At 54.7% G+C, this 19,673-nt stretch carries 16 protein-coding genes and 1 tRNA gene; 8 read left to right on the forward strand and 9 right to left on the reverse strand.

Going from position 1 to position 19,673, the window contains the following annotated elements; all coding sequences use genetic code 11:
* The first annotated feature begins 81 nt into the window (after positions 1–81).
* On the forward strand, positions 82–1,980 hold the full coding sequence (locus ACZ500_RS05310; protein WP_464231480.1) for a two-component system sensor histidine kinase NtrB: 1,899 nt from the start codon (positions 82–84) through the stop codon (positions 1,978–1,980).
* Complete coding sequence (locus ACZ500_RS05315; protein ID WP_464231481.1) at positions 1,977–3,143, forward strand: sigma-54-dependent transcriptional regulator; 1,167 nt, start codon at positions 1,977–1,979, stop codon at positions 3,141–3,143. Before ACZ500_RS05310 ends, ACZ500_RS05315 begins: the two co-directional genes overlap by 4 nt.
* 79 nt (positions 3,144–3,222) lie before the next feature.
* Here the strand turns inward: ACZ500_RS05315 and tnpA are convergent, their stop codons facing one another.
* Positions 3,223–3,654, reverse strand: coding sequence for an IS200/IS605 family transposase (gene tnpA, locus ACZ500_RS05320; protein WP_464231395.1), 432 nt, complete (start codon positions 3,652–3,654; stop codon positions 3,223–3,225).
* 221 nt (positions 3,655–3,875) lie between these two features.
* Between tnpA and ACZ500_RS05325 the strand changes: the two genes are divergently transcribed.
* A complete protein-coding gene (locus ACZ500_RS05325) occupies positions 3,876–4,001 on the forward strand; it encodes a helix-turn-helix domain-containing protein (RefSeq protein ID WP_464233000.1) in 126 nt (41 codons plus the stop codon).
* A 210-nt stretch (positions 4,002–4,211) separates the two neighbouring features.
* On the opposite strand, the gene ACZ500_RS05330 is transcribed toward ACZ500_RS05325, so the two are convergent.
* Positions 4,212–4,562, reverse strand: a complete 351-nt coding sequence (locus ACZ500_RS05330; RefSeq protein ID WP_464231482.1) for a hypothetical protein — start codon at positions 4,560–4,562, stop codon at positions 4,212–4,214.
* A gap of 137 nt (positions 4,563–4,699) precedes the next feature.
* On the opposite strand from ACZ500_RS05330, the gene ACZ500_RS05335 reads away from it, so the two are divergent.
* Both ACZ500_RS05335 and ACZ500_RS05340 read left to right on the forward strand, forming a co-directional pair.
* Positions 4,700–6,217 (forward strand): MSMEG_0568 family radical SAM protein, encoded by a 1,518-nt coding sequence (locus ACZ500_RS05335; protein ID WP_464231483.1) that lies wholly within the window; start codon positions 4,700–4,702, stop codon positions 6,215–6,217.
* Between the two features lie 116 nt (positions 6,218–6,333).
* Entirely contained in the window at positions 6,334–7,347 is a 1,014-nt protein-coding gene (locus tag ACZ500_RS05340; protein ID WP_464231484.1) for an AIR synthase related protein, read from the forward strand.
* Between the two features lie 89 nt (positions 7,348–7,436).
* Here ACZ500_RS05340 and ACZ500_RS05345 read toward each other — a convergent pair.
* From ACZ500_RS05345 to ACZ500_RS05375, 7 genes are all read right to left on the reverse strand, one after another.
* A tRNA-Lys gene (locus ACZ500_RS05345) sits at positions 7,437–7,513 on the reverse strand.
* Positions 7,514–7,637: 124 nt separating this feature from the next.
* Positions 7,638–8,684: a radical SAM protein gene (locus ACZ500_RS05350; protein ID WP_464231485.1), complete on the reverse strand. Its 1,047-nt coding sequence runs from the start codon at positions 8,682–8,684 to the stop codon at positions 7,638–7,640.
* Between the two features lie 91 nt (positions 8,685–8,775).
* On the reverse strand, positions 8,776–9,846 hold the full coding sequence (locus tag ACZ500_RS05355; RefSeq protein ID WP_464231486.1) for a lipoate--protein ligase: 1,071 nt from the start codon (positions 9,844–9,846) through the stop codon (positions 8,776–8,778).
* A gap of 8 nt (positions 9,847–9,854) precedes the next feature.
* The gene (gene gcvH, locus ACZ500_RS05360; protein WP_464231487.1) at positions 9,855–10,292 is read right to left on the reverse strand and encodes a glycine cleavage system protein GcvH; all 438 of its coding nucleotides are present in this window, start codon (positions 10,290–10,292) and stop codon (positions 9,855–9,857) included.
* Positions 10,293–10,658: 366 nt separating this feature from the next.
* The gene (hisD, locus tag ACZ500_RS05365; RefSeq protein WP_464231488.1) at positions 10,659–11,960 is read right to left on the reverse strand and encodes a histidinol dehydrogenase; all 1,302 of its coding nucleotides are present in this window, start codon (positions 11,958–11,960) and stop codon (positions 10,659–10,661) included.
* A 233-nt stretch (positions 11,961–12,193) separates the two neighbouring features.
* A complete protein-coding gene (locus tag ACZ500_RS05370; RefSeq protein WP_464233001.1) occupies positions 12,194–12,727 on the reverse strand; it encodes an NUDIX hydrolase in 534 nt (177 codons plus the stop codon).
* The gene (locus tag ACZ500_RS05375) at positions 12,724–13,716 is read right to left on the reverse strand and encodes a ChaN family lipoprotein (protein ID WP_464231489.1); all 993 of its coding nucleotides are present in this window, start codon (positions 13,714–13,716) and stop codon (positions 12,724–12,726) included. The genes ACZ500_RS05370 and ACZ500_RS05375 overlap by 4 nt, the downstream gene beginning before the upstream one ends.
* A gap of 157 nt (positions 13,717–13,873) precedes the next feature.
* On the opposite strand from ACZ500_RS05375, the gene ACZ500_RS05380 reads away from it, so the two are divergent.
* The 3 genes from ACZ500_RS05380 (at position 13,874) to secA (ending at position 19,558) form a co-directional block, all read left to right on the forward strand.
* On the forward strand, positions 13,874–14,461 hold the full coding sequence (locus ACZ500_RS05380; RefSeq protein ID WP_464231490.1) for an N-acetyltransferase family protein: 588 nt from the start codon (positions 13,874–13,876) through the stop codon (positions 14,459–14,461).
* Between the two features lie 2 nt (positions 14,462–14,463).
* Positions 14,464–16,389: an excinuclease ABC subunit UvrC gene (gene uvrC / locus ACZ500_RS05385; RefSeq protein WP_464231491.1), complete on the forward strand. Its 1,926-nt coding sequence runs from the start codon at positions 14,464–14,466 to the stop codon at positions 16,387–16,389.
* 280 nt (positions 16,390–16,669) lie between these two features.
* Positions 16,670–19,558 carry a preprotein translocase subunit SecA gene (gene secA, locus ACZ500_RS05390; protein WP_464231492.1) on the forward strand — a complete coding sequence of 963 codons (2,889 nt, stop codon included), beginning with the start codon at positions 16,670–16,672 and terminating at the stop codon, positions 19,556–19,558.
* The last annotated feature ends 115 nt before the right edge of the window (positions 19,559–19,673 follow it).

Below are 19,673 nucleotides of genomic sequence, written 5' to 3' on the forward strand. Positions count from 1 at the left end.
TATAGATCATATTTTATTAATGATATTTATTTGGCTAATTATCTTTATTCTGAGCTAAAGATAAAATATAGCCATGTGAATATGAATATATTTCCTGATTTCGAGACATATTTTAATAAAAGCCTGCGCAGAATTTGGTCGGCTCCATACGCGTTAGTTTGTCTATATTCCTACGAAAATGATGAAATGATATTCCAAACAAAAAGTACAATTGATTTTATTTTAGATAAAAATATAAGCAATATTCAAATTGATGTATTTCCATTGGCGCGCATGAGCCAAATTAAAGAAATTAGTATTCAAAATAAAATACTCCAAAAACGCCCGCTTATTGAGCATCTATTGAGAAATAGTGATTTGCGGGATAATAAATTATTATGCGAAAAACTTCTTGAAAGAGCATATCACCTGTTTATGCTAAGGCATATTTTTGTCAATAAATCACATTTAAATCTTGATGAGTATTTGAATACAATTTTTTCCAATATAGTAGATTACTTTTTGGTTGAAGAAGGAGAAATGCTCTTATGTGCAAAGAATAATAATCAGCGAGAGATATTTAGAAAAAATCATTATTCTACCTCTCGTTCTGTCTTGCATTATAAATATGGTCGTGATAAACAATCTGATCCTATTATTGGGTTAATAATTGAAAATATTAATGAAATAAAGCCCAAAGACATCAGGATTCCATTAATGGAATTAGGTATAAACCACCATATCTTTATTGATATTGATTCAAAATATACAACTGGTTACCTGGAGTTTTTCAGCAAACTAAAAAAGCTTAGTCTTGAAGAACGCGAACTGCTCAGATTTATTGAAAAACAGCTTACGTTTGTAATCGATAACACGTTCTTTTTTCAAGAGTTGCTGGCGAGGAAAGGAACTGAAATCGCATTATTTGATAACACAAATGATGGGATACTCGTGGTAAATAAAAACAGGATTGTCGTCGATATAAATGAATCGACAGAGAGACTCACGGGCTGGTCAAGAAAAGAGGCAATAGGGGCACCTTGCTATATGCTTTATCATAGCTGTAATTTTGTTGGAACCTCCATGTGTAACTCGAATGAATGTCCAATGTTAAAGCCCTTGACGGAAAGTAAATCAGCCTCGAAAGAATTAATATACACGCTGGATAAATACGGAACAAAAAGAATTGTTAAAAGTGACTATTTTTTTAATAAAAATGTACAAAATGAGACTATTTATGGAGTAGCGCTCGTTAGGGATCTTACGGACCGCATTCAGTTAGAGGAAAAAATCCGTCATTTTGAGCAACTATCAACCGTAGGGAAATTTGCTGCTGAGTTGGCACACGAAATTCGAAACCCTATAACGGGAATAAGCTGTAATGCACAGTACCTCTATGAAGAGTCTAATATTTCCAAAAGTCATCGTTCTATCATCAAGGAAATTGTTCAGAGCGCAAATTCAATTGAGGCAACACTTCAGAAATTCCTGAATTTGGCCCATCCCCCTGAACCAAATCTAACCAACGTAAATTTACACGAACTTATCTTGGAAGCGCTAAGCGTTTTTAGAAAAAAGATGAACAAAATGGGGGTAAAATTGGATCTGCTTTTTGATGAGGAAATCCCTTATGTCAATTTAGATTATGAGCTAATAAAGCAAGTTGTTGTGAATGTGGTGCTGAATAGTCTGGAAGCAATGGAAAATGGCGGGACGCTTAGAGTCGAAACGAATATGTCAAAGGCTGATAACTCTTTAGATAAAGCAAATAGTGAGTATATCCGCTTGAGAATTTGCGATACGGGGTGTGGCATCGCTTCAGATAATTTGGAAAAAATATTCGATCCGTTCTTTACTACCAAAAAAACTGGCTCTGGCCTTGGGTTATATATTTCTTATAAGGCTGTAAAAGACCACGGTGGGTTGATTGAAGTGCATAGCGAAGAGGGAAAAGGTACTGAAACAATTATTCAATTCAGATTAGATTACAGGGAAAAATGAATCAGAATAAATATACCGTTCTTGTTGTTGACGATGAATTATCTGTAAGAAATGCATTAAAGCGAATTATCGATAAAATTGGGTTCAATACGATATTGGCGGATAGTGGAGAATCGGCTTTAGATAGTCTTCGGATTCACAATCCGAATATAGTATATCTTGACCTTCGGCTCCCTGGAATGAATGGTTTGGAGGTACTTAAAGGTATAAAGGCTTTCGATCAAGATATTGTCGTTTTTCTTATAAGTGCGTATGGCACATTCAAAGATGTAGTTGAAGCGATTCAAACTGGAGCATTTGATTATATACAAAAACCATTCTCAAATGAATCAATCAAGATCAGTCTTCTTAAAGCTGACGAAGCCATTAGAAGCAAGAGGGAGGTCCGGCAACTTCAATACAAGAGCAATCGTGGTGATGGCATTTCATTCAGAGCGAAAAGCGCTGAAATGTGTGAGATTTTGGAACTTGCAAAAGACGTTGCCAAAAGCAGTGATACTTCGATTCTTATTCAAGGGGAGACAGGGGTTGGTAAAGAGATCGTTGCGCAGATAATCCATTATTACAGTCCTCGTTGCAAAGGACCTTTTTTGTGTTTGAATTGCGGTGCGTTTCCAAAAGAACTCCTCGAATCAGAACTATTTGGATATAACAAAGGCGCATTTACTGGTGCTGATAAAAGCAAGCCTGGCCTTTTCGAGTTAGCTGATGATGGAACGCTGCTTTTGGATGAAATCGGAGATCTTAGCTTGGAAGGACAGGTGAAACTCCTCCGCGTTCTTGAGAATGGGACATTTTTCCGGGTTGGAGGAACAGCGCAGAAACATTGTGACGTGAGGATTTTAGCATCTACAAATAGAGATTTAGAACAGGAAATCAAGAAGGGAAATTTCAGAGAAGATCTATATTACAGGCTCAACGTTGTCAAAATCCGTGTACCACCTTTAAGGGAAAGAAAATGTGATATAATCCCCTTAGCAGAATATTTCATTGTTGAATTTAACAGAAGGCTGAAGAAAAATATAAAAGGACTGAGTCCTGAAGTTATGACATTGCTCTCTCAGCAGGAATGGAAAGGTAATGTGCGTGAACTTAGAAACGCCATTGAAAGGGCAGTGCTACTGGAGAATAGTGATATTATAACTATGCACTCGATGTCATAACCTCCGGCAAAGCCGGAGGCTTGAATTTGTGAACCGCTCAAAGCGGTCAATGAAATCGGGGGCCACCTGAAGGTGGCTGCTATTTGAACAAACCTAGCTGGTCGAGTTTTTTGTCGATTTCTTCGTGTCTTTTGATGTATTGGCGGATCACCTCTTCATCGTGACCGGCTGTAGAGACGTAGTAGCCTCTTGCCCAAAAGTGAAGACCGGTGAAATTCTTCTGCCTTCCCATATATTGGCGAGCAACGTGAATTGCGCTTTTCCCCTTCAGGTAACCGACGATTTGGGAGACAGCATATTTTGGCGGAATTGATATCAGCATGTGAACATGGTCGCCTCGCAGATGTCCTTCGTGGATTTTGCTTTCTTTGTGCGATGCCAATTCACGCAGCACATCTCCCAAATATTTCCGCAACTCCCCGTAAAGAATCTTTTTTCGGTACTTCGGAATCCAAACCAGGTGATACTTGCAATCCCATGCCGTATGGTTTAAGCTTTGAACGTTGTTCATCGAAAGCCTCCTTGAAAGTGATCTTTGACCGGTTCACAATCTTGGAGGCTTTCGTATATTCCCGGAATTGTCAAACTTTGTGTGTCTCCCCGGCAAAGCCGGGGGTTTACTCGTATTAATCAATCAGCAATAATCTATTGCATACAGCGCAATCGCAGTTGCATTATGACAGCATGAATTTACACGATAATATCAAGAAATTAATTCATAGAGCGCTCTTGATGTCTAGCGGTAACCAGATAAAAGCTGCCCAGATTTTGGGTATTTCCAGAGGCACATTGAGATATAAACTTAAGAAATATCACATCGAATGTGATTCCTCTCCAACTAAAGTACAAATAGATTGAGTAATTTTGCATATAAATCGCGACCATACCCCGCTTGCCTGTTTGAGGACAAATGCTTTTGCAACTCAGATTTATCATAAAGCATCATTTTTCCTGCGGGTTTTAGTTCGATGCCCGCATCTGATCCGGAGGTCTCGAATCGGAACGTTTATGTCATCATGATGCTATAAGATGTGATCAGCGTTGAGGGGTGCAGGGATTGGGCTGACATTAGGTAGTGTCCATCCGGAAGTGATTTCCCGGTACAACCCAGTTTCCAATCCGGAAATGAGGATTTTTTGCCAATATCAAGGAAATCAAGCGTTTGCGCGGAGGCGACCTGGTGTTCGCCGCACAAGCAAATGTGCAGATTGACGCCGAGATTGGCCAAAAAGACCATTTCCGGATGGAATCTAGATAGTCTCCATCCGGAAATGATTTCCCGGTACAACCCAGTTTCCAATCCGGAAATGAGGATTTTTGGCCAATATCAAGGAAATCAAGCGCTTGCGCGGAGGCGACCTGTAGGTCGCCGCACAAGCAAACGTGCAGATTGACGCCGAGATTGGCCAAAAAGACCATTTCCGGATGGAAACTAGATAAGAGATGTATTTGGAGGAGCCTGCGGGATTGAAGAACACGAGGGAGATGTCGTGATGGTCTCGGCTGCTTGACTGAGTGAGGCGGAGCTTTGCTCGAAGACAGGAGGACCTGGTTATATGAGCGCCCATATCGTAACTCAGATTCAGAGCCTTGGGGTACAACTCGGAAAGGGTTTGCTACATAGACAAGGTGGGGCTGGCCCCGCGGACGCGGGGACGTTTTTGATCGATGGGAAGGCGGTATCCGTGCCGACGGCTAGTCCTTATGTATCGGATTCTCCGTATTCCCTCAGGGCGGAGGAAAAGAGTTTTTTTTTGTGCAAGGATGGCCGGGATCTCCTCCCGCTGGAGATGATATCTCGACCACAGTTTTATGATCAAACCGCTGGGGATGGGACCCCATGTTCAAAGATTGCCCTTCTTCATGGAAAGGACTGTCTGGCTACATCGGTGCTGCAGACCTGTGTCTACTGGGAATCAGAGAGCCGTTGCCGCTTCTGCGGAATCGAACTTTCATTGAAGAATCAGCAGACGATTGCTTTGAAAACGCCTTCACAACTCGCGGATACAGCTTCTCTTGCAAAGACTCTGGACGGAGTCAAACACGTGGTTCTGACTACTGGAGCAGCGCGACCCCGAGATGCCGAGCTTACTGTTTTGGCTGATGCGTCCTCGGCCATCAAAAAGGCCACTGGCCTCCCGATCCATGCCCAATTTCTTCCGCCTGTCGACTTAACAAAACTCCATGATCTAAAGCGTTCAGGGGTAGACACCGTCGGCATTCATATCGAATGCTTTGATATGCAGACCCTCTCCAGAATCGCGCCTGTGAAGGCGGCAATCGGTTTAAGGGGATATGATGAGGCATGGAAAGCAGCAGTAGAGATCTTTGGGCCGAATCAGGTCAGCAGTTTCGTGATCGCCGGCCTGGGTGAAAGACCCGAATCCATCCTGTTTGGCTGTGAATATCTTGCAGATCTTGGCGTCTATCCATTTGTTGTTCCACTCCGCCCTATCCCAGGATCATTGATGGAAGATGCGATTCCCCCAGATCCAACCATCATGACTGATATTTACGAAAAAGCGGCGGCGATATTGGAGCGGGCCGGCCTTTCTGCAGGCCGATCTCTGGCAGGGTGCGTCAGGTGTGGTGCCTGCTCAGCGCTTCCCTTATATGAACGTGCCGAGCCCGCCCTCACCTGTCACCGGGCGAGGACATCTCTTGAGTTGAACCAGGCCTTTGAGATCCGGAAGCAGGTTTTTGTAGATGAGCAAAAGATCTTTGAGGACTCCGATACAGACGCAAACGATCCTCACAGCATCCATCTGGTGGTGAAGCACGGTCAGGAAGTGGTTGGGACGGTTAGGGTTTTTTGCAATGGCGACGGGAATGAGCATTGGATCGGCGGGAGACTGGCAGTCAAAAAAGGGTATCGAGCCTTCGGCGCCGGAGAGCTCCTGGTACGGAAAGCTGTGGCAACTATTAAAAAAGAAGGGTGTACCCGGTTTACAGCCTTCATTCAGGAGGAAAACGTTCCTTTTTTTTCACGATTAGGATGGAGAAGTGTTGAAAATCCCACACTCCACTTTGGGAGAGTACATCAAATCATGGAGGCAGACCTCGATGATCAATGATTGTGCATTGATCATGCGCAACTATTCAATGGAAGATATGATTTAAAATCTGATTGATAAGATAATTGTGATAAATCGTATGAGTTATTTCAAAATCTATGGAGCCCACGAGTATTATGATGCGAAATCTATCACGACTAATTAGTGATACAAGGAATTACATCGGGCTTTTGCGAAAAAGACCGATTGAAGAGGTCTATGCAAAACTGATTCAGGGGACCCAGCTTGATCACCATCTGCCTAACTACGGAGATGATGCCGCAGTGATCCACTGGATGGACGGTTATCTGTTGCTGGCCGCCGACGGCATGATGACCCGACTGCTTGTGAATGAACCCTATGCTGCCGGCAAAGCATCCGTGATGGTAACGGTTAATGACATCTATGCAATGGGGGGGAGGCCCCTTGCCATGGTGAATGTCTTGGCCAGCGGCGACGATGCGCACCGTTCAAAGGTCATCGACGGGATTCGCAAGGGATGTGAAAAGCTTCAGGTGCCTATGGTTGGGGGCCACCTCCATCCCGACGCCTCCTCGGAGGCGCCCTCTCTTTCGGTTGCTATCTTGGGCTATGCAAACAAGCTTCTCCGCAGCCACCTGGCATCCCCCGGGGATGACCTGATCTTTGCAGCAGATCTCAACGGCCAAGTGGGGTGCTATTCTGTGGTAAGCTGGGATGCCAACTCGGGAAAGACGTCAGAAGAATTGATCCGTCGATTGGAGGTTCTTCCGATCATCGCCGAGAATGGGTGGTCCCAGACCTGCAAGGATGTGAGCAATGCCGGGCTTTTGGGAACTCTCTCCATCATGATGGAAAACTCGGGAAGGGGTGCGAATATCGACCTGGATGCGATCCCCTGCCCACCGGAACTCGATCTTCTTGACTGGCTGGTCTCGTTTCAAAGCTTTGGATTCATCCTTTCTGTTAAACCCGAAAACTCCCAGTCGGTCATTGATCTCTTCCGGGAAAGGTTCATTCATGCTGCGGTTGTCGGCAGGGTAATGGAACAGAGGAAAGTAACGATCAGAAGTGGATTCGAATCCCAAACTGTCTTTGACTTCACAACAGACAGGATTACCGGCATTACGTGCCGGCCTGCCGGCGCCCATCCAAACACAGAAATGCGCTAAATTGCTAAGTGTAAGGAAAAAGGTCGGGATAGAATCGACAGGAAAACAAAAAAGGACTTAGAGGGTTTCCCTAAGTCCTTGTTTTCACTTGGTGGGCCGTGCGAGGATCGAACTCACGACCAACGGATTAAAAGTCCGCTGCTCTACCAAACTGAGCTAACGGCCCAATGAAAAATTTAATTTAGCAAGTCCCCGGCGATATGTCAAAAGTTTTTTGGAAGAAGCGAGGCATTTGCGGGCCTGTCTGGGGCTTCAGGAGGCGATGGAGAGAAGAAGCCGGGGCAAGGGCATCAGCCAGCCCCTTGGGCGGCTACACATTTGCGCTCGGGGATCGCGCTGTCGGGAACGAGGGCCCCGCGGATAAGCGCCAGTTCTTCGGTATTCGGCGGATAGGGGTAGTTCCACTGGCGCTCGTCGGGCAGGCAGTTCCCGAAGGGGCGGTTGCAGGCAACCTCGCCGTCGGGGCCGAGGCAGCCGGTCGTCATGAAGGGTGTGCCGAGCGAAATGACACGGTCACGCTCATCTGGAGAGACGCCGAAATCCGTGATCTGTGCTGATGTAGAAAAGCGCATCCGGTCGTGGCTGCTCAGCTCGTTTTCGATCAGATAACGCGCGAGCTGGACCCTGAGATAGGTGTCCCAGGGCGGTTGCGGGCGGTTGCCCAGAGCGGAGCCTTCCTCGGCAAAGAAGGAAAAGAGGTGGCTCACGACGCCTTTTCGCCAGAGGCGATCCATGAGGGAGACCATCTCCTCCTCGGTCTCGCCCATGCCCACCATCAGATGGGCGCCGACGTTCAGCGGGCCGAAGACGGCCAGGGCCTGATCGAGGGCTCGCCAATAGGTTTCCCAGCGATGGGGGCCGGAGACGGCCTTGCCGCGGTAGCGGTCGAACAGCTCGGGCGTGGCGAGATCGATGGCGATGCCGATCTTGTCGGCGCCCGCCTTGCACATGCGGCTGTAATCCTCCTCCTTCATGATCGTTGGGCTGATCAGAATCGAGATGGGCAGGGCGGTTTCGCGACTGAGGTGCTCCGTCATCTCGATCGTTGCGCGGGTGCATTTGCCGTTGGTGATCATGGAAATGCAGGTGCGCTGTACGAAGCGGGGAGCGCGGTTGATCGCCGCAATGATCTCGTCCATGGGGAACACGGGCCACGCGACGTGAATGAAGCTTTTCTCGCGGTAGCTGCCGGGGCGCTTTTTCGCAAGCCCGCAATAGGCGCAGTTCGCTGCGCAGCCCTCGGGGTAATGCACCAGAAGATTCACGCAGCGGTTGACCGCCCCGCGATACATTCGTCCGCGAATGAGATCGAGGGAAATCGCCGTGGCTTGGCTCATCTTGGCAACGGCTGGACTTTCTTCTTTTTTCATACCATTACATAGATAGCTTAAAGTGGATAAGTAATTTTTACGATTGTCTATCGGGTGCTCAAAGCCGCACCTGGTGGTCTTTGGCCTTCAGGATGGCAGCGGTGAGCGTCGGCAGGTCGATGCCGTGGATCATGTCGTCCCGCCAGACCCCGGCCAGCTTTTCCTCGATGGCCTCGGGCCGGGCGGAGGTCCACTTGAGGGCGTCCTCGAGTTGCTTGATGTCGGCGGATGTCGAGAAAAAATCCCCGGTGATCAGCACTTGCTCGATGGCAGCCCCGGAAAGGGACAGATAAACCTCGAGGAGTCCCCCGGGTGTCTTGGTTTGTCCCACGCCCATGCGGACGCGAGGGTGCTTGTGTGAAAAGATCCAGTCATCCCGGGTGTATCGCTCTCGGATGAAGCGGTCGATCGTCTCCTTTTCCCAATCGTCCGGTTCGTCCTGCCGGAAGGTGATCCCGAATTCATCCTCGAAGGCCTTTTCGACGGCGCGCATCACCTCGGCCATCGACAGATCGGACCCGCTTTCGCGCGCGAGGGTCGTCATTCGCTGGCTGAAGCAGTTGTAACCCTTATCCTGCAGCTTGATGAGGGGCGTGTTCATGATGTCGGTCATGAGCTCGACATCGAAATCGACCAGCAGGCTGGTGTGGAAAAGAAGGCTTTTCCCCGCATCCGCAGCGGCCGAAAGGCCGGCGACCTTGCGGCCGCCTACCTCGAGATCATTCTTCGGCTTGAAATAGGCCGGGACGTCGAAAGAGCCGACGGCGTTCGCAAGCACCCGGCTCAGGGACTCGAAAACCCCTCCAACCCCCTTCTTGAGTCCGGGGTAATCGACGTCGATTCCGAGGCCGAGGGCAAGGATGCGCGGCCCCATGATGACGGTGCCGCCGCCGGTGCTGCGCCGGTTGTATTCCACCCCGCGCGCCCGGCAGCGGTCGAGCTTGAGCGCCGCCTCGATATCCTGATACTTGCCGACGATCACCGATGGGACGAAGGTGTACAGATGCAGGATCGGAGGAGACTGATGGTGCGCCACCGACTGGGGCAGCGTATCATCGATCGCGAGTCCCTCCGCTGTCGAGAGGGACCGCGAAAGCTCTTTGAACAATCGCCAGGAACGGACCATCATTTTTCAGCCTAGGCCTTGGCCTTCTCCTCTTCGGCACGTTTGATCTCGCCTTCGATGAACTCTACGACCTTTGCCCCATGCATGAGTTTGCCCAAATCATCGGCGAGGGCGGAGGCCTCTATGACGAGGATCCAACCTTTGCCGTAGGGATCGGTGTTGATGAGGCTGGTGTCTTCCTCGAGATCCTCGTTGATCTCGATGATCTCACCAGAGACCGGGGCGACCAGTTTGCCGATCCACTTGCGCGACTGGATCTTGCCGCAGACCTCTCCCCGGCTGACTTCCTCTTCCTCTTCCGGAAGGTCAACAAAAACGATGTCTCCGGCTTCCTTCTGGAAAAAATCGGTCATGCCCACGGTGACCTTGTCGCCGTCGACGCGGGCCCAGCTGTGGTCCTCGCTGTAGTAGAACTCGTCAGGCATAATGTAGCCCTTGATATCCGCCATGTCCTTACCCTCCTTGTTCTTTGTTGCGCGATCTTTCCGGTTGCGGGGTTTTCCCCTGTCCGAGCGGGAGGGGATGGTCTTCCCGTTGCCTGCCTTCACATGCGTCCGGCTCCGCAGGCGCAGGGCCGGAAAGGCCCTCCGTACCGAGGTGCATTCCTCCGCAAGGAAGCGCTCAAAAGGGGTGTCCAGGGGCCTTTGCGCAGAGGATCCGCCCGCTTGGGCGGGGGCCTGAACATCACCCCAAAGCGGCCGATGCAGGTTGGGTTTAGCAGGTGCAGCCGGCTACCTCTACACACTTTCCGGTGCGAAAGTTTTTAGCAGCAGAGAGGTCAGAAATCAAGCACATTCAGGTGCGGTGTCAAATCCTCAAGTGCGACGTTCGAATCGTGCACGGACCGCCCTTGCATGCAGCGGCAGCCCTTCGGCCTCCGCCAAGGTGAGCACGGTCTCTTTCAGGCCGGCCAGGCCTTCCTTGCTGAGGTATTGAAATGTGGGCTTCTTGATGAAGTCATCCACGGAAAGCCCCGAAAACATCCGGGCGCACTGGCCGGTCGGCAGCACATGATTGGTGCCCGAGGCGTAGTCCCCGACCGGGACCGGCGCATAGTTCCCGAGGAAGATCGAACCCGCGTGCCGGATCCCCTGCAGGGTCAGGAACGGGTCACGGGTCATGATCTGCAGGTGCTCGGGGGCGTATTCGTTCGTAAAGGCGATAGCCTCCTCGATCGAGGTGGTCGTGAGGATGCGGCCGTTTCGGCGGATCGAAACCTCGATGATCTCTTTGCGGGGGAGATCCTCGAAGGCCGTCTCGATGCTCTGCGCGACACGCTCCGCCAGTTGTGCGGACGGAGTGACGAGCAGGGCGGCTGAATCGGGATCGTGTTCGAGCTGCGAGAGCAGGTCCACGGCCACGAACTCGGGATCGGCGCTTTCATCTGCGAGGATCAGGGCCTCGCTCGGCCCGGCGGGGGAATCGATATCGACCCGGCCGTAAACCAGCATCTTGGCGGCCGTCACGTATTTGTTTCCGGGGCCCACGATCTTGTCGACCCGCGGGACCGACGCCGTTCCGAAGGCCATGGCTGCTATCCCCCAGGGCCCGCCGACCTTGAAGATGCGCCGGCAGCCGGCAAGGTGAGCGGCCGCAAGAGTCACGGAGTTGACCTGCATTTTGGGTCCGGCAGGGGTCGTGGCGATGATCTCATCCACACCGGCTACGCGTGCCGGGATGATGGTCATCAGGGTTGTACTCGGGTAGGCCGCCCGGCCGCCCGGGATGTAGCAGCCCACCCGCTCGATCGGGCGTGTGACCCGCCCGGCGAGGATGCCGTTGGCCACGTAGGTCGACCACATCTCCCGCTCCCGCTGCGCTTCGTGAAAGCGGGTGATATTCGCTGCCGCGACGCGCAGCGCGTCCATGACCTTCGGTTCGACCTTTTTGATCGCGGCGTCGATCTCGCCGGGGGAGGCCGCTAGATCGGCGGCCTCGACATCCGATTTGAACTCCCGGCTCATGTCGAGGAGGGCGGCGTCTCCCCGGTCCCGGACGTCCGTCACGATCCTTCGCATGTCTTCGTAGACGGCGGAGATATCGGCCATCGATCGGTCGAGGATCGCGGCGCGCTCCTTCGGGCCGAGCGATGCCAATGGCTTGGGTGTGATGATCATATCGGAAAAAATCTCCTTGCTTCACTGGGTTCTATCGTTGAATCGGAGTGGAAACCCCTTCCCTCAGGCTGGGGGCATAGGAATCGGCTGTGCCAACCCCCGGACGAGAATGGCCTCGAGGACCGCTCCCTGGGTTGTCCTGCTGCCGGGCCTCCCTCCCGGAACCACTCGGCGGGCGGTCCTCCCAGCCTCTGCGTGCGTTTTCAGCCGAAGGCACGTAGCGCGTGGACCCTTCAAGGGCGGCACCCGCGGGCCAAAAAATCCCGCAGGGCATCGGTGGTACTCTGGAAGGCGAGGTTATCCCAGGGGATCTCCTCCCTCGAAAACCAGCACACCTCGCTGGTCTCGTCCCCGGCGTAGAAGTCTCCGTCGATCGGGGAGGCGGCAAAGACCAGCACGACATTCGCTTGCCCCTCGTAGGAATACGCGCCTAAAAGGCGTTCGATTCGGCTTCGAAGCCCGCATTCCTCGAATGTCTCCCGGAGGGCCGCCCCCTCCACTGTTTCCCCTCGGTCCACGTAGCCTCCGGGCATGACCCATTTGCCTTTCTCCGGCTGGATGCTCCGCCGCAGCAGGGCGATGTGCCCATCTTTTTCGAGGATCGTGCAGGCCACCAGTTTGGGGTCCTGGTAAAGGATGAAACGGCAGGCGCTGCACACCAGCCGGAACGGTTCGTTCGCCTTGGGGCGCTTCCGTTCGAGAGGCCCGCCGCAGACCGGGCAGAACCGGAAAGGGCCATGGTGCGCCTCATAGGGAGACTGGATCATGGTTTCCACGAAAGACCCCCTGCATGCCCGGTGGAAGGATGACCGGGATGCCTCCCGGAGGCGCCCCGCGCCGACCGGCTCAGCCAGATGAAATCGGCCAGATCCCGGTCCAGGACCAGGTCCGGCTCGGCCGGATAGGGCAGAACGACCGCCGCTGTGGCAGGCGAGCGCTCGAGCGTACGCTCCGGGATGCCGAAGCCGTATCTCAGGTGCCCGCTGCCGGCGAAGACGGCAATCCGGATGCCGGGATTCTCGAGCTTGAACCGTGCGATATTTTCAGCCATCGTATCCTCCCAGATGCACTGAGCCTGGTAGAACCGCTCGAAGTCTATCGTCCCGCCATGCCCGGGGTGGAGCGGAAAGACGGCCTGGACGTACTCCCGGTGCGCCTCGCGGTTGAAGTCGATTTCAGAGGCGATCTGCGCCCTTTCTTCCGGCGAGAGGCTTTCGATGCCCGAACGCGCCACCTTTTTCACGATCCCTCGGGGGGCGTTGATCGCGAGGATCCGCCCACGCTTCGCGCGGATCAGGTCCAGAAGCGGACGGTAATAGTGGTACGGGAATCCCCATTCGGCATCCCACTGCGCCGCTTCGAGGAAGGCCGCTTCACCCAGGTCGCCGGCAAGGAAGCGGTCGAGGGCATCCTGCTGGGTCACCTGAAAGAATTCCATGGCGATCACGGGATGGGGCTGATCCTCGGCCCATCGCTGAAGGATTTGGACCTGCATCAGGTGGTGTTCAGGGTCGCTGTGGACCTCGCCTAAGAAGACGAGATCCTTTTCCTGGAGTATCCCCATCATGGCCTCGAAGTCCACCGACGCACCGGTCTCGAGGTCGATGATCTCGCCGGCCCTGAAGGCGGCTTCACTCCCCTGGACTTTGACTGTTGCGGGCTTCATGAGGGGCTTGTGTAAAGCGCAGCCGGCTGAAAGCAGGAGACCCATGAAGAGGGTTCCAACCAATCTGCAGACGACGGTGTTTCGTTTCAAAAGGCCTCCCAACCTTTGCTGGACCGACGGCATCGGCAATGAACTTGACTGTTAGCATCCTTATCATTTAGGTTAGCAGGTGTCTATCCCTAAAACGAGGATGCGGTGCCTGCAGAGGCCAATCAGATCAAAAAGGATCCCGGGGGCGAGAAGGAACATGGATACCAGAGGCGCAGGGCAGCACCCCCTCAAAGGCTACCCTCACGAGATCATTCTCAAGGATGGAACCGGCGTCACACTGCGCACCCTTCAGAAAGGCGACGAGGAGGCGCTTGCGGGGATGTTCCGGCATTTTTCCGCGGATGAACTCTGGTTTTTGAACGACGATGTCACGCGGCCGGCCGTGATCCAGAACTGGATCAGACACCTCGATCCGTCGCGCATCGTCTCCATCGTAGCATGTCTCGAAGGGCGGATCATCGGCAATGCCGCCCTGATGCGCAAGCGATTCGGGGCGAAGAGCCATATCGGCAAGATCCGCATCATGGTGGACCCTGCCTTTCGGGAGCGCCGCCTTGGGACCTGGATGCTCCTCGATCTCATCAATCTCGGGATTTCCATGGGGCTCGGGGCGTTGGTCATCCGGCTGGTGCCGGACCGGGATATGGCGGTTATCGACGGGGTCAGGAAGCTCGATTTCCAGAAGAAGGCGGTTCTCAAGGACTATGTGCTGGACCGCACCGGGCAGGCGCACGATCTCGTGGTTATGATCAAACACCTTCCGTCCCGCTGGAACACCTTCTGAACATGGCGCAGCAGGAGATGGCCGTCCAGGACGGGCTCGATCCCAAGCGGCTGCAGGAAATCCTGCCGGACGGGCCCGGCGTCTACCTCTTCAAGGATGCCGGCGGCCGTGTCCTATACGTCGGCAAGGCGAAACGCCTCCGCAAACGCGTCCTCTCTTACTTCAAGACCCTCGATGAACTCCCCCGCAAGACCGCCCACCTGATGGAGCGGGCCAGGGGGCTCGACACCATCCTCACCGCCACGGAGAACGAGGCCTTCATTCTCGAAGCGAGCCTCATCCGTAAACACGCCCCGCGCTACAACATCATCCTGCGGGACGACAAGCGCTACCCGAGTGTTCGCCTCGATCCGCGGGAGCGCTTCGCGCGGCCCTTCATCGTCCGAAAGACCCGCAAAGACGGGGCCTGGTACTTCGGCCCGTTTTCCTCCGCAAACGCGGTGAGGGAGACCCTGCGGGTGATCGACCGGGTCTTCCTTCTGCGGAAATGCCGGAACCGCGAGGTCCCCAAGCGCACGAGGCCCTGCCTGAACTACCAGATGGGAAGATGTCCGGGGCCTTGCTGCCTGCCGGTCGATGAAGCCGAATATCGCCGGATCGTCGAGCGGGTGCGCCTCTTTCTGGAAGGACGGAGCACGGAACTCGTGGCACAGCTCCAACAGGAGATGCGTCAAGCGGCCGCGGCCCTGGACTTCGAAAAGGCGGCGAAGCTCCGCGATCAGATCGTGGCGATCGAGCGGACGGTGGAGCGACAGCACGTGGTGTCCACCCGTTTCGAGGACCAGGACGTGATCGGGCTCGCCGAGCGGGGGCACCTCTTTCAGATGGTCGTGCTCTTTATACGGAACGGGGTTCTGGTCGGGAGCCGCCCGTACCTCATCCGTGAAAAGGAAGACGATCGGGTGGAGGTCCTCGAAGCCTTTCTGAAGCAGTTCTACGCCCAGGAGTCCTTCATCCCGAAGCGGATCCTGGTCCCCGAGGCCGTGGGCGATCGGGAGGCGATCGAAAATTGGCTTTCGCAGGAGGCCTCGACCCGCGTCCGGATCCTCAAGCCTCAGCGCGGTGAAAACCGGAAGCTCATCGAGATGGCGGCGGCCAATGCGGAAAGCGTTCTCGAGGCCCGTCTGAAACAGGAGCACGAGGACCTCATGATGACGGTGAAGGATGTCCTCGCCCTCGAGGGCATTCCGCACGTCATCGAAGGGCTCGACATCTCGAACTTTCAGGGGCAGGCCCCGGTCGGCACGATCGTCTCCTTCGTGGACGGGATTCCGCACCGGCCCGGGTACCGGAGCTACCGCATCAGAGCTGTCGAGGGGATCGACGACTACGCTATGATGGGGGAACTCGTGTCGCGGCGGCTCGAAAAGACACCCTGGCCCGACCTTTTCCTGGTCGATGGGGGCAAGGGCCATCTTGCGGCGGTCCGGGCCGTGATCGATCGAAGCCCCCGCGCGCGGCCGGAGGCACGGGCGCCCGAGGCCGTCTCGATCGCGAAGCCCGACGAGGCGCGGCATGAGCGGTGGGACAAGCTCTATGTCCCGGGCAGAAAGAACCCGATCCAGCTTCCCGGCGATCATCCCGTTCTGCTCCTGATGATGCACATCCGCGACGAGGCTCACCGCCGCGCGATTGGCCACCATCAGAAACTGCTCGCCCGGCGCATGCATGCATCCATCCTGGACGGGGTCCCCGGGATCGGCAAGGCGCGCAAGAAGGCCCTGCTCACGCATTTTCGGGATATCGAAACGCTGATGCAGGCGACGGTCGAAGAACTCGCCGCGGTGCCGGGCATCTCCGCCTCCCTCGCGGGCGAGCTAAAGACCTTTTTGAACACGGTACAGGCTGCATCCGTCCCGGCAGCTGTGCAGGGCGATGCCGAGGCCATGCCCCCCGGGGATCGATTGTTTCCGGACGGGGACGCATGAGTGCTTGCATTTTTCGTCCTAAAATCTTTTAATATATGATTGTTCTCAGCGCGGGGTTCCACTCCATCCGGCGAAACCCGCGCCTGAAACCGTACGCCCTTCTGGATCGCTTTTCTCCGGGGGATCCCCGGATAAGCCACAGGTCGTTGAAGTTGCCCCATGCTCTCCTTATTCTTCAGACCGGCGGTTGCGCGGGGACTCTCTGTTCAATGGGGCTCGGGCTGAAGACCTGTGAATCTCTGGAAATGCGGTCCGGTATCTCTGCCACCCGTGAAGCAGCATGCACGAGGCGTGGAAGGAAATCATGTTCGGAAAAATCATCAAAGGAATCTTCGGCAGTCAGAACGAACGCGAACTGAAGCGCATCGCGCCCATCGTAGCCCGCATCAACGAATTGGAACCCTCGATCCAGAAGCTCTCCGACGAGGAACTGCGCGGAAAGACCGTCGAGTTCCGCGAGCGTCTGAGCCAGGGTGCAACCCTCGAAGACATCCTGCCCGAGGCCTTTGCGGTCGTGCGCGAGGCCTCCGTCCGGGTCCTCGGCATGCGCCATTTCGACGTACAGCTGATCGGCGGGGTGGTCCTGCACCGAGGCAAGATCGCCGAAATGAAGACCGGTGAAGGGAAGACCCTCGCCGCAACGCTTCCCCTTTACCTGAACGCGCTTACCGGCCGGGGCGTCCACCTCGTGACGGTGAACGATTATCTGGCCCGGCGCGATGCCGAGTGGATGGCAGGGATCTACCGCTTTTTGGGGCTGACGGTCGGCGTGATCATCCATGGTATGAACGATGCCGAGCGCAAGCAGGCCTATGCCTGTGACATCACCTACGGGACCAACAACGAGTTCGGCTTCGACTACCTGCGCGACAACATGAAATTCGACTCGGTGGACCTGGTCCAGCGCGATTACTACTACGCGATCGTGGACGAGGTCGACAGCATCCTGATCGACGAGGCGCGCACCCCGCTCATCATCAGCGGGGCCGTCGAACACAGCGAAAACAAGATCTACAACGAGGTGAAGCCCCTCGTCATCAACCTGAAGAAAAAGCAGGGGACCGAGATCCGCGCACTGCTCACCGAGGCGCGCCGGCGGATCGAGGAAGGGGACCTCAGCGAGAAGACGATCGAGATCCTGGTTCAGATCAAGCGCGGAGACCCCAAAAATCCGACTTATCTCGGCATCCTGGCCGATCAGCCCGCACTCAAGAAGGAGATCGAGCGCCTCGAGAGCCTTTACAGTGCACAGAAGATGCTCGGTGACCTCGATCAGATCCTTTATTGCATGATCAATGAACGAAACAACGCCGTCGAACTGACCGACAAGGGCATCAAACTCCTCTCCAGCGGAAATCTCGGGGAGTTCATTATGCCCGACATGGACGAGGAAGGCCGCGCAATCCAGGAACGAGAGGATCTGAGCGAGCAGGAAAAGGTGGAGCGTATCAAGGAGATGGAGGAAAATTACATCCGATCCTCCGAACTCCTCCACGCCACCCAGCAGATGATCAAGGCCTACTGGCTCTTCGAGAAAGATGTCCACTACGTCATCAAAGAAGACCAGATCATGATCGTGGACGAGTTCACCGGCCGGATGATGCCGGGGCGGCGCTGGAGCGACGGCCTGCACCAGGCCGTGGAGGCGAAGGAGGGGGTCTCGGTCGCGGGCGAAAACCAGACCCTTGCGACGATCACCTTCCAGAACTTCTTCCGGATGTACGAAAAGCTCGCCGGTATGACCGGCACCGCCGACACGGAAGCGGCGGAGTTTCAGAACATCTACAAGCTTTCCGTGGCGGTGATCCCCACCAACCGGAAGATGATCCGGAAGGATTTCGCCGATGTGATCTACAAGACCGAGCGGGAAAAGTTCAAGGCGGTCGTGGACGAGATCAGCGAACTCTATGAAAAGGGCCAGCCGGTGCTGGTGGGCACGATCTCGATCGAGAAATCCGAGATGCTGAGCAAGATGCTCAAACGCGGCGGCATCCCGCACTCCGTTCTGAACGCCAAGCACCACGAGAAGGAGGCGGAGATCATCGCCCAGGCGGGGCAGGCCAAGACCGTCACCATCTCGACGAACATGGCCGGGCGTGGAACCGACATCGTCCTCGGCGAGGGGGTGCGGGAGCTCGGCGGGCTCCACATCCTCGGCACCGAGCGCCATGAGAGCCGGCGCATCGACAACCAACTCCGCGGACGGGCCGGGCGGCAGGGCGACCCCGGCAGTTCGCGCTTCTATCTGTCCCTCGAGGACGACCTCCTGCGGATCTTCGGTTCGGAGCGGATCTCGTCGATCATGGGGCGGCTCGGCATGGAGGAGGGCGAGCCGATCGAACACGGTCTGATCTCCAAGGCCATCGAAAACGCGCAGAAGAAGGTGGAAGCCCACAACTTCGATATCCGCAAGCATCTCCTCGAATACGACGACGTCATGAACAAGCAGCGGGAGATCATATACTCCCTGCGCCGGGACGTCCTGAAAGGGGAGGGACTCGGGGACATCATCGATACCATGATGGAGGAGCGGATCGAAGCGCTGGTCGACCAGTACGTCGACCCGAAGGCCCATCCGGAGGACTGGGACGTCCAGGCGCTGAGCGATCACATCATCCGGGTCTTCGGCTTCCGGCCCAGGATCTCGGAAAAGGACATGACGGAGGAGGCGTTCGAGAGCCTCAAGCCTGAAGATGTGCTCGATCTCATCAAAGAACAGGCGCGCGCCGCCCTGGAGGAGAGGCGGCAGCTCCTCGGGGCGGAGGACTTCGAGCGACTGGAGCGTCTGATCATGCTCCAGATCATCGACACCCGCTGGGTCGACCATCTCCAGGACATGGAGCATATGAAAGAGGGGATCGGACTGAGGGGGTACGGGCAGCTCGATCCCCTGCGCGAATATCAAAAGGAAGGGTTTGCGCTCTTTGAAGGATTGATGGACCGCATCCAGGAGGAGACCCTTGGGACGCTCTTCAAGCTGCAGTTCGTCAGGCGGCAGCCGGAGCCCGAGCTTCAAAAAAAGAGACAGATCCAGATGAGCCACGGCGGCAGCGCGGAGAACTCCAAACCGGCTACGGTGCGGCGGCAGGCGGCCAAGGTGGGTCGAAACGATCCCTGCCCCTGCGGAAGCGGCAAAAAGTACAAGAAATGCTGCGGCGCCGGTCTTTGAGACGTTAGCTTCGTGTCCATTCGGAAATGAGCATCCGGCACGACAAAGCTTCCAGTCCGGAAGTGTCCTTTGACGTACCTGTTGAAGTGAATGATCCACATAGACGCGGAATCGG

The organism is Desulfatiglans parachlorophenolica (genome assembly GCF_055394735.1).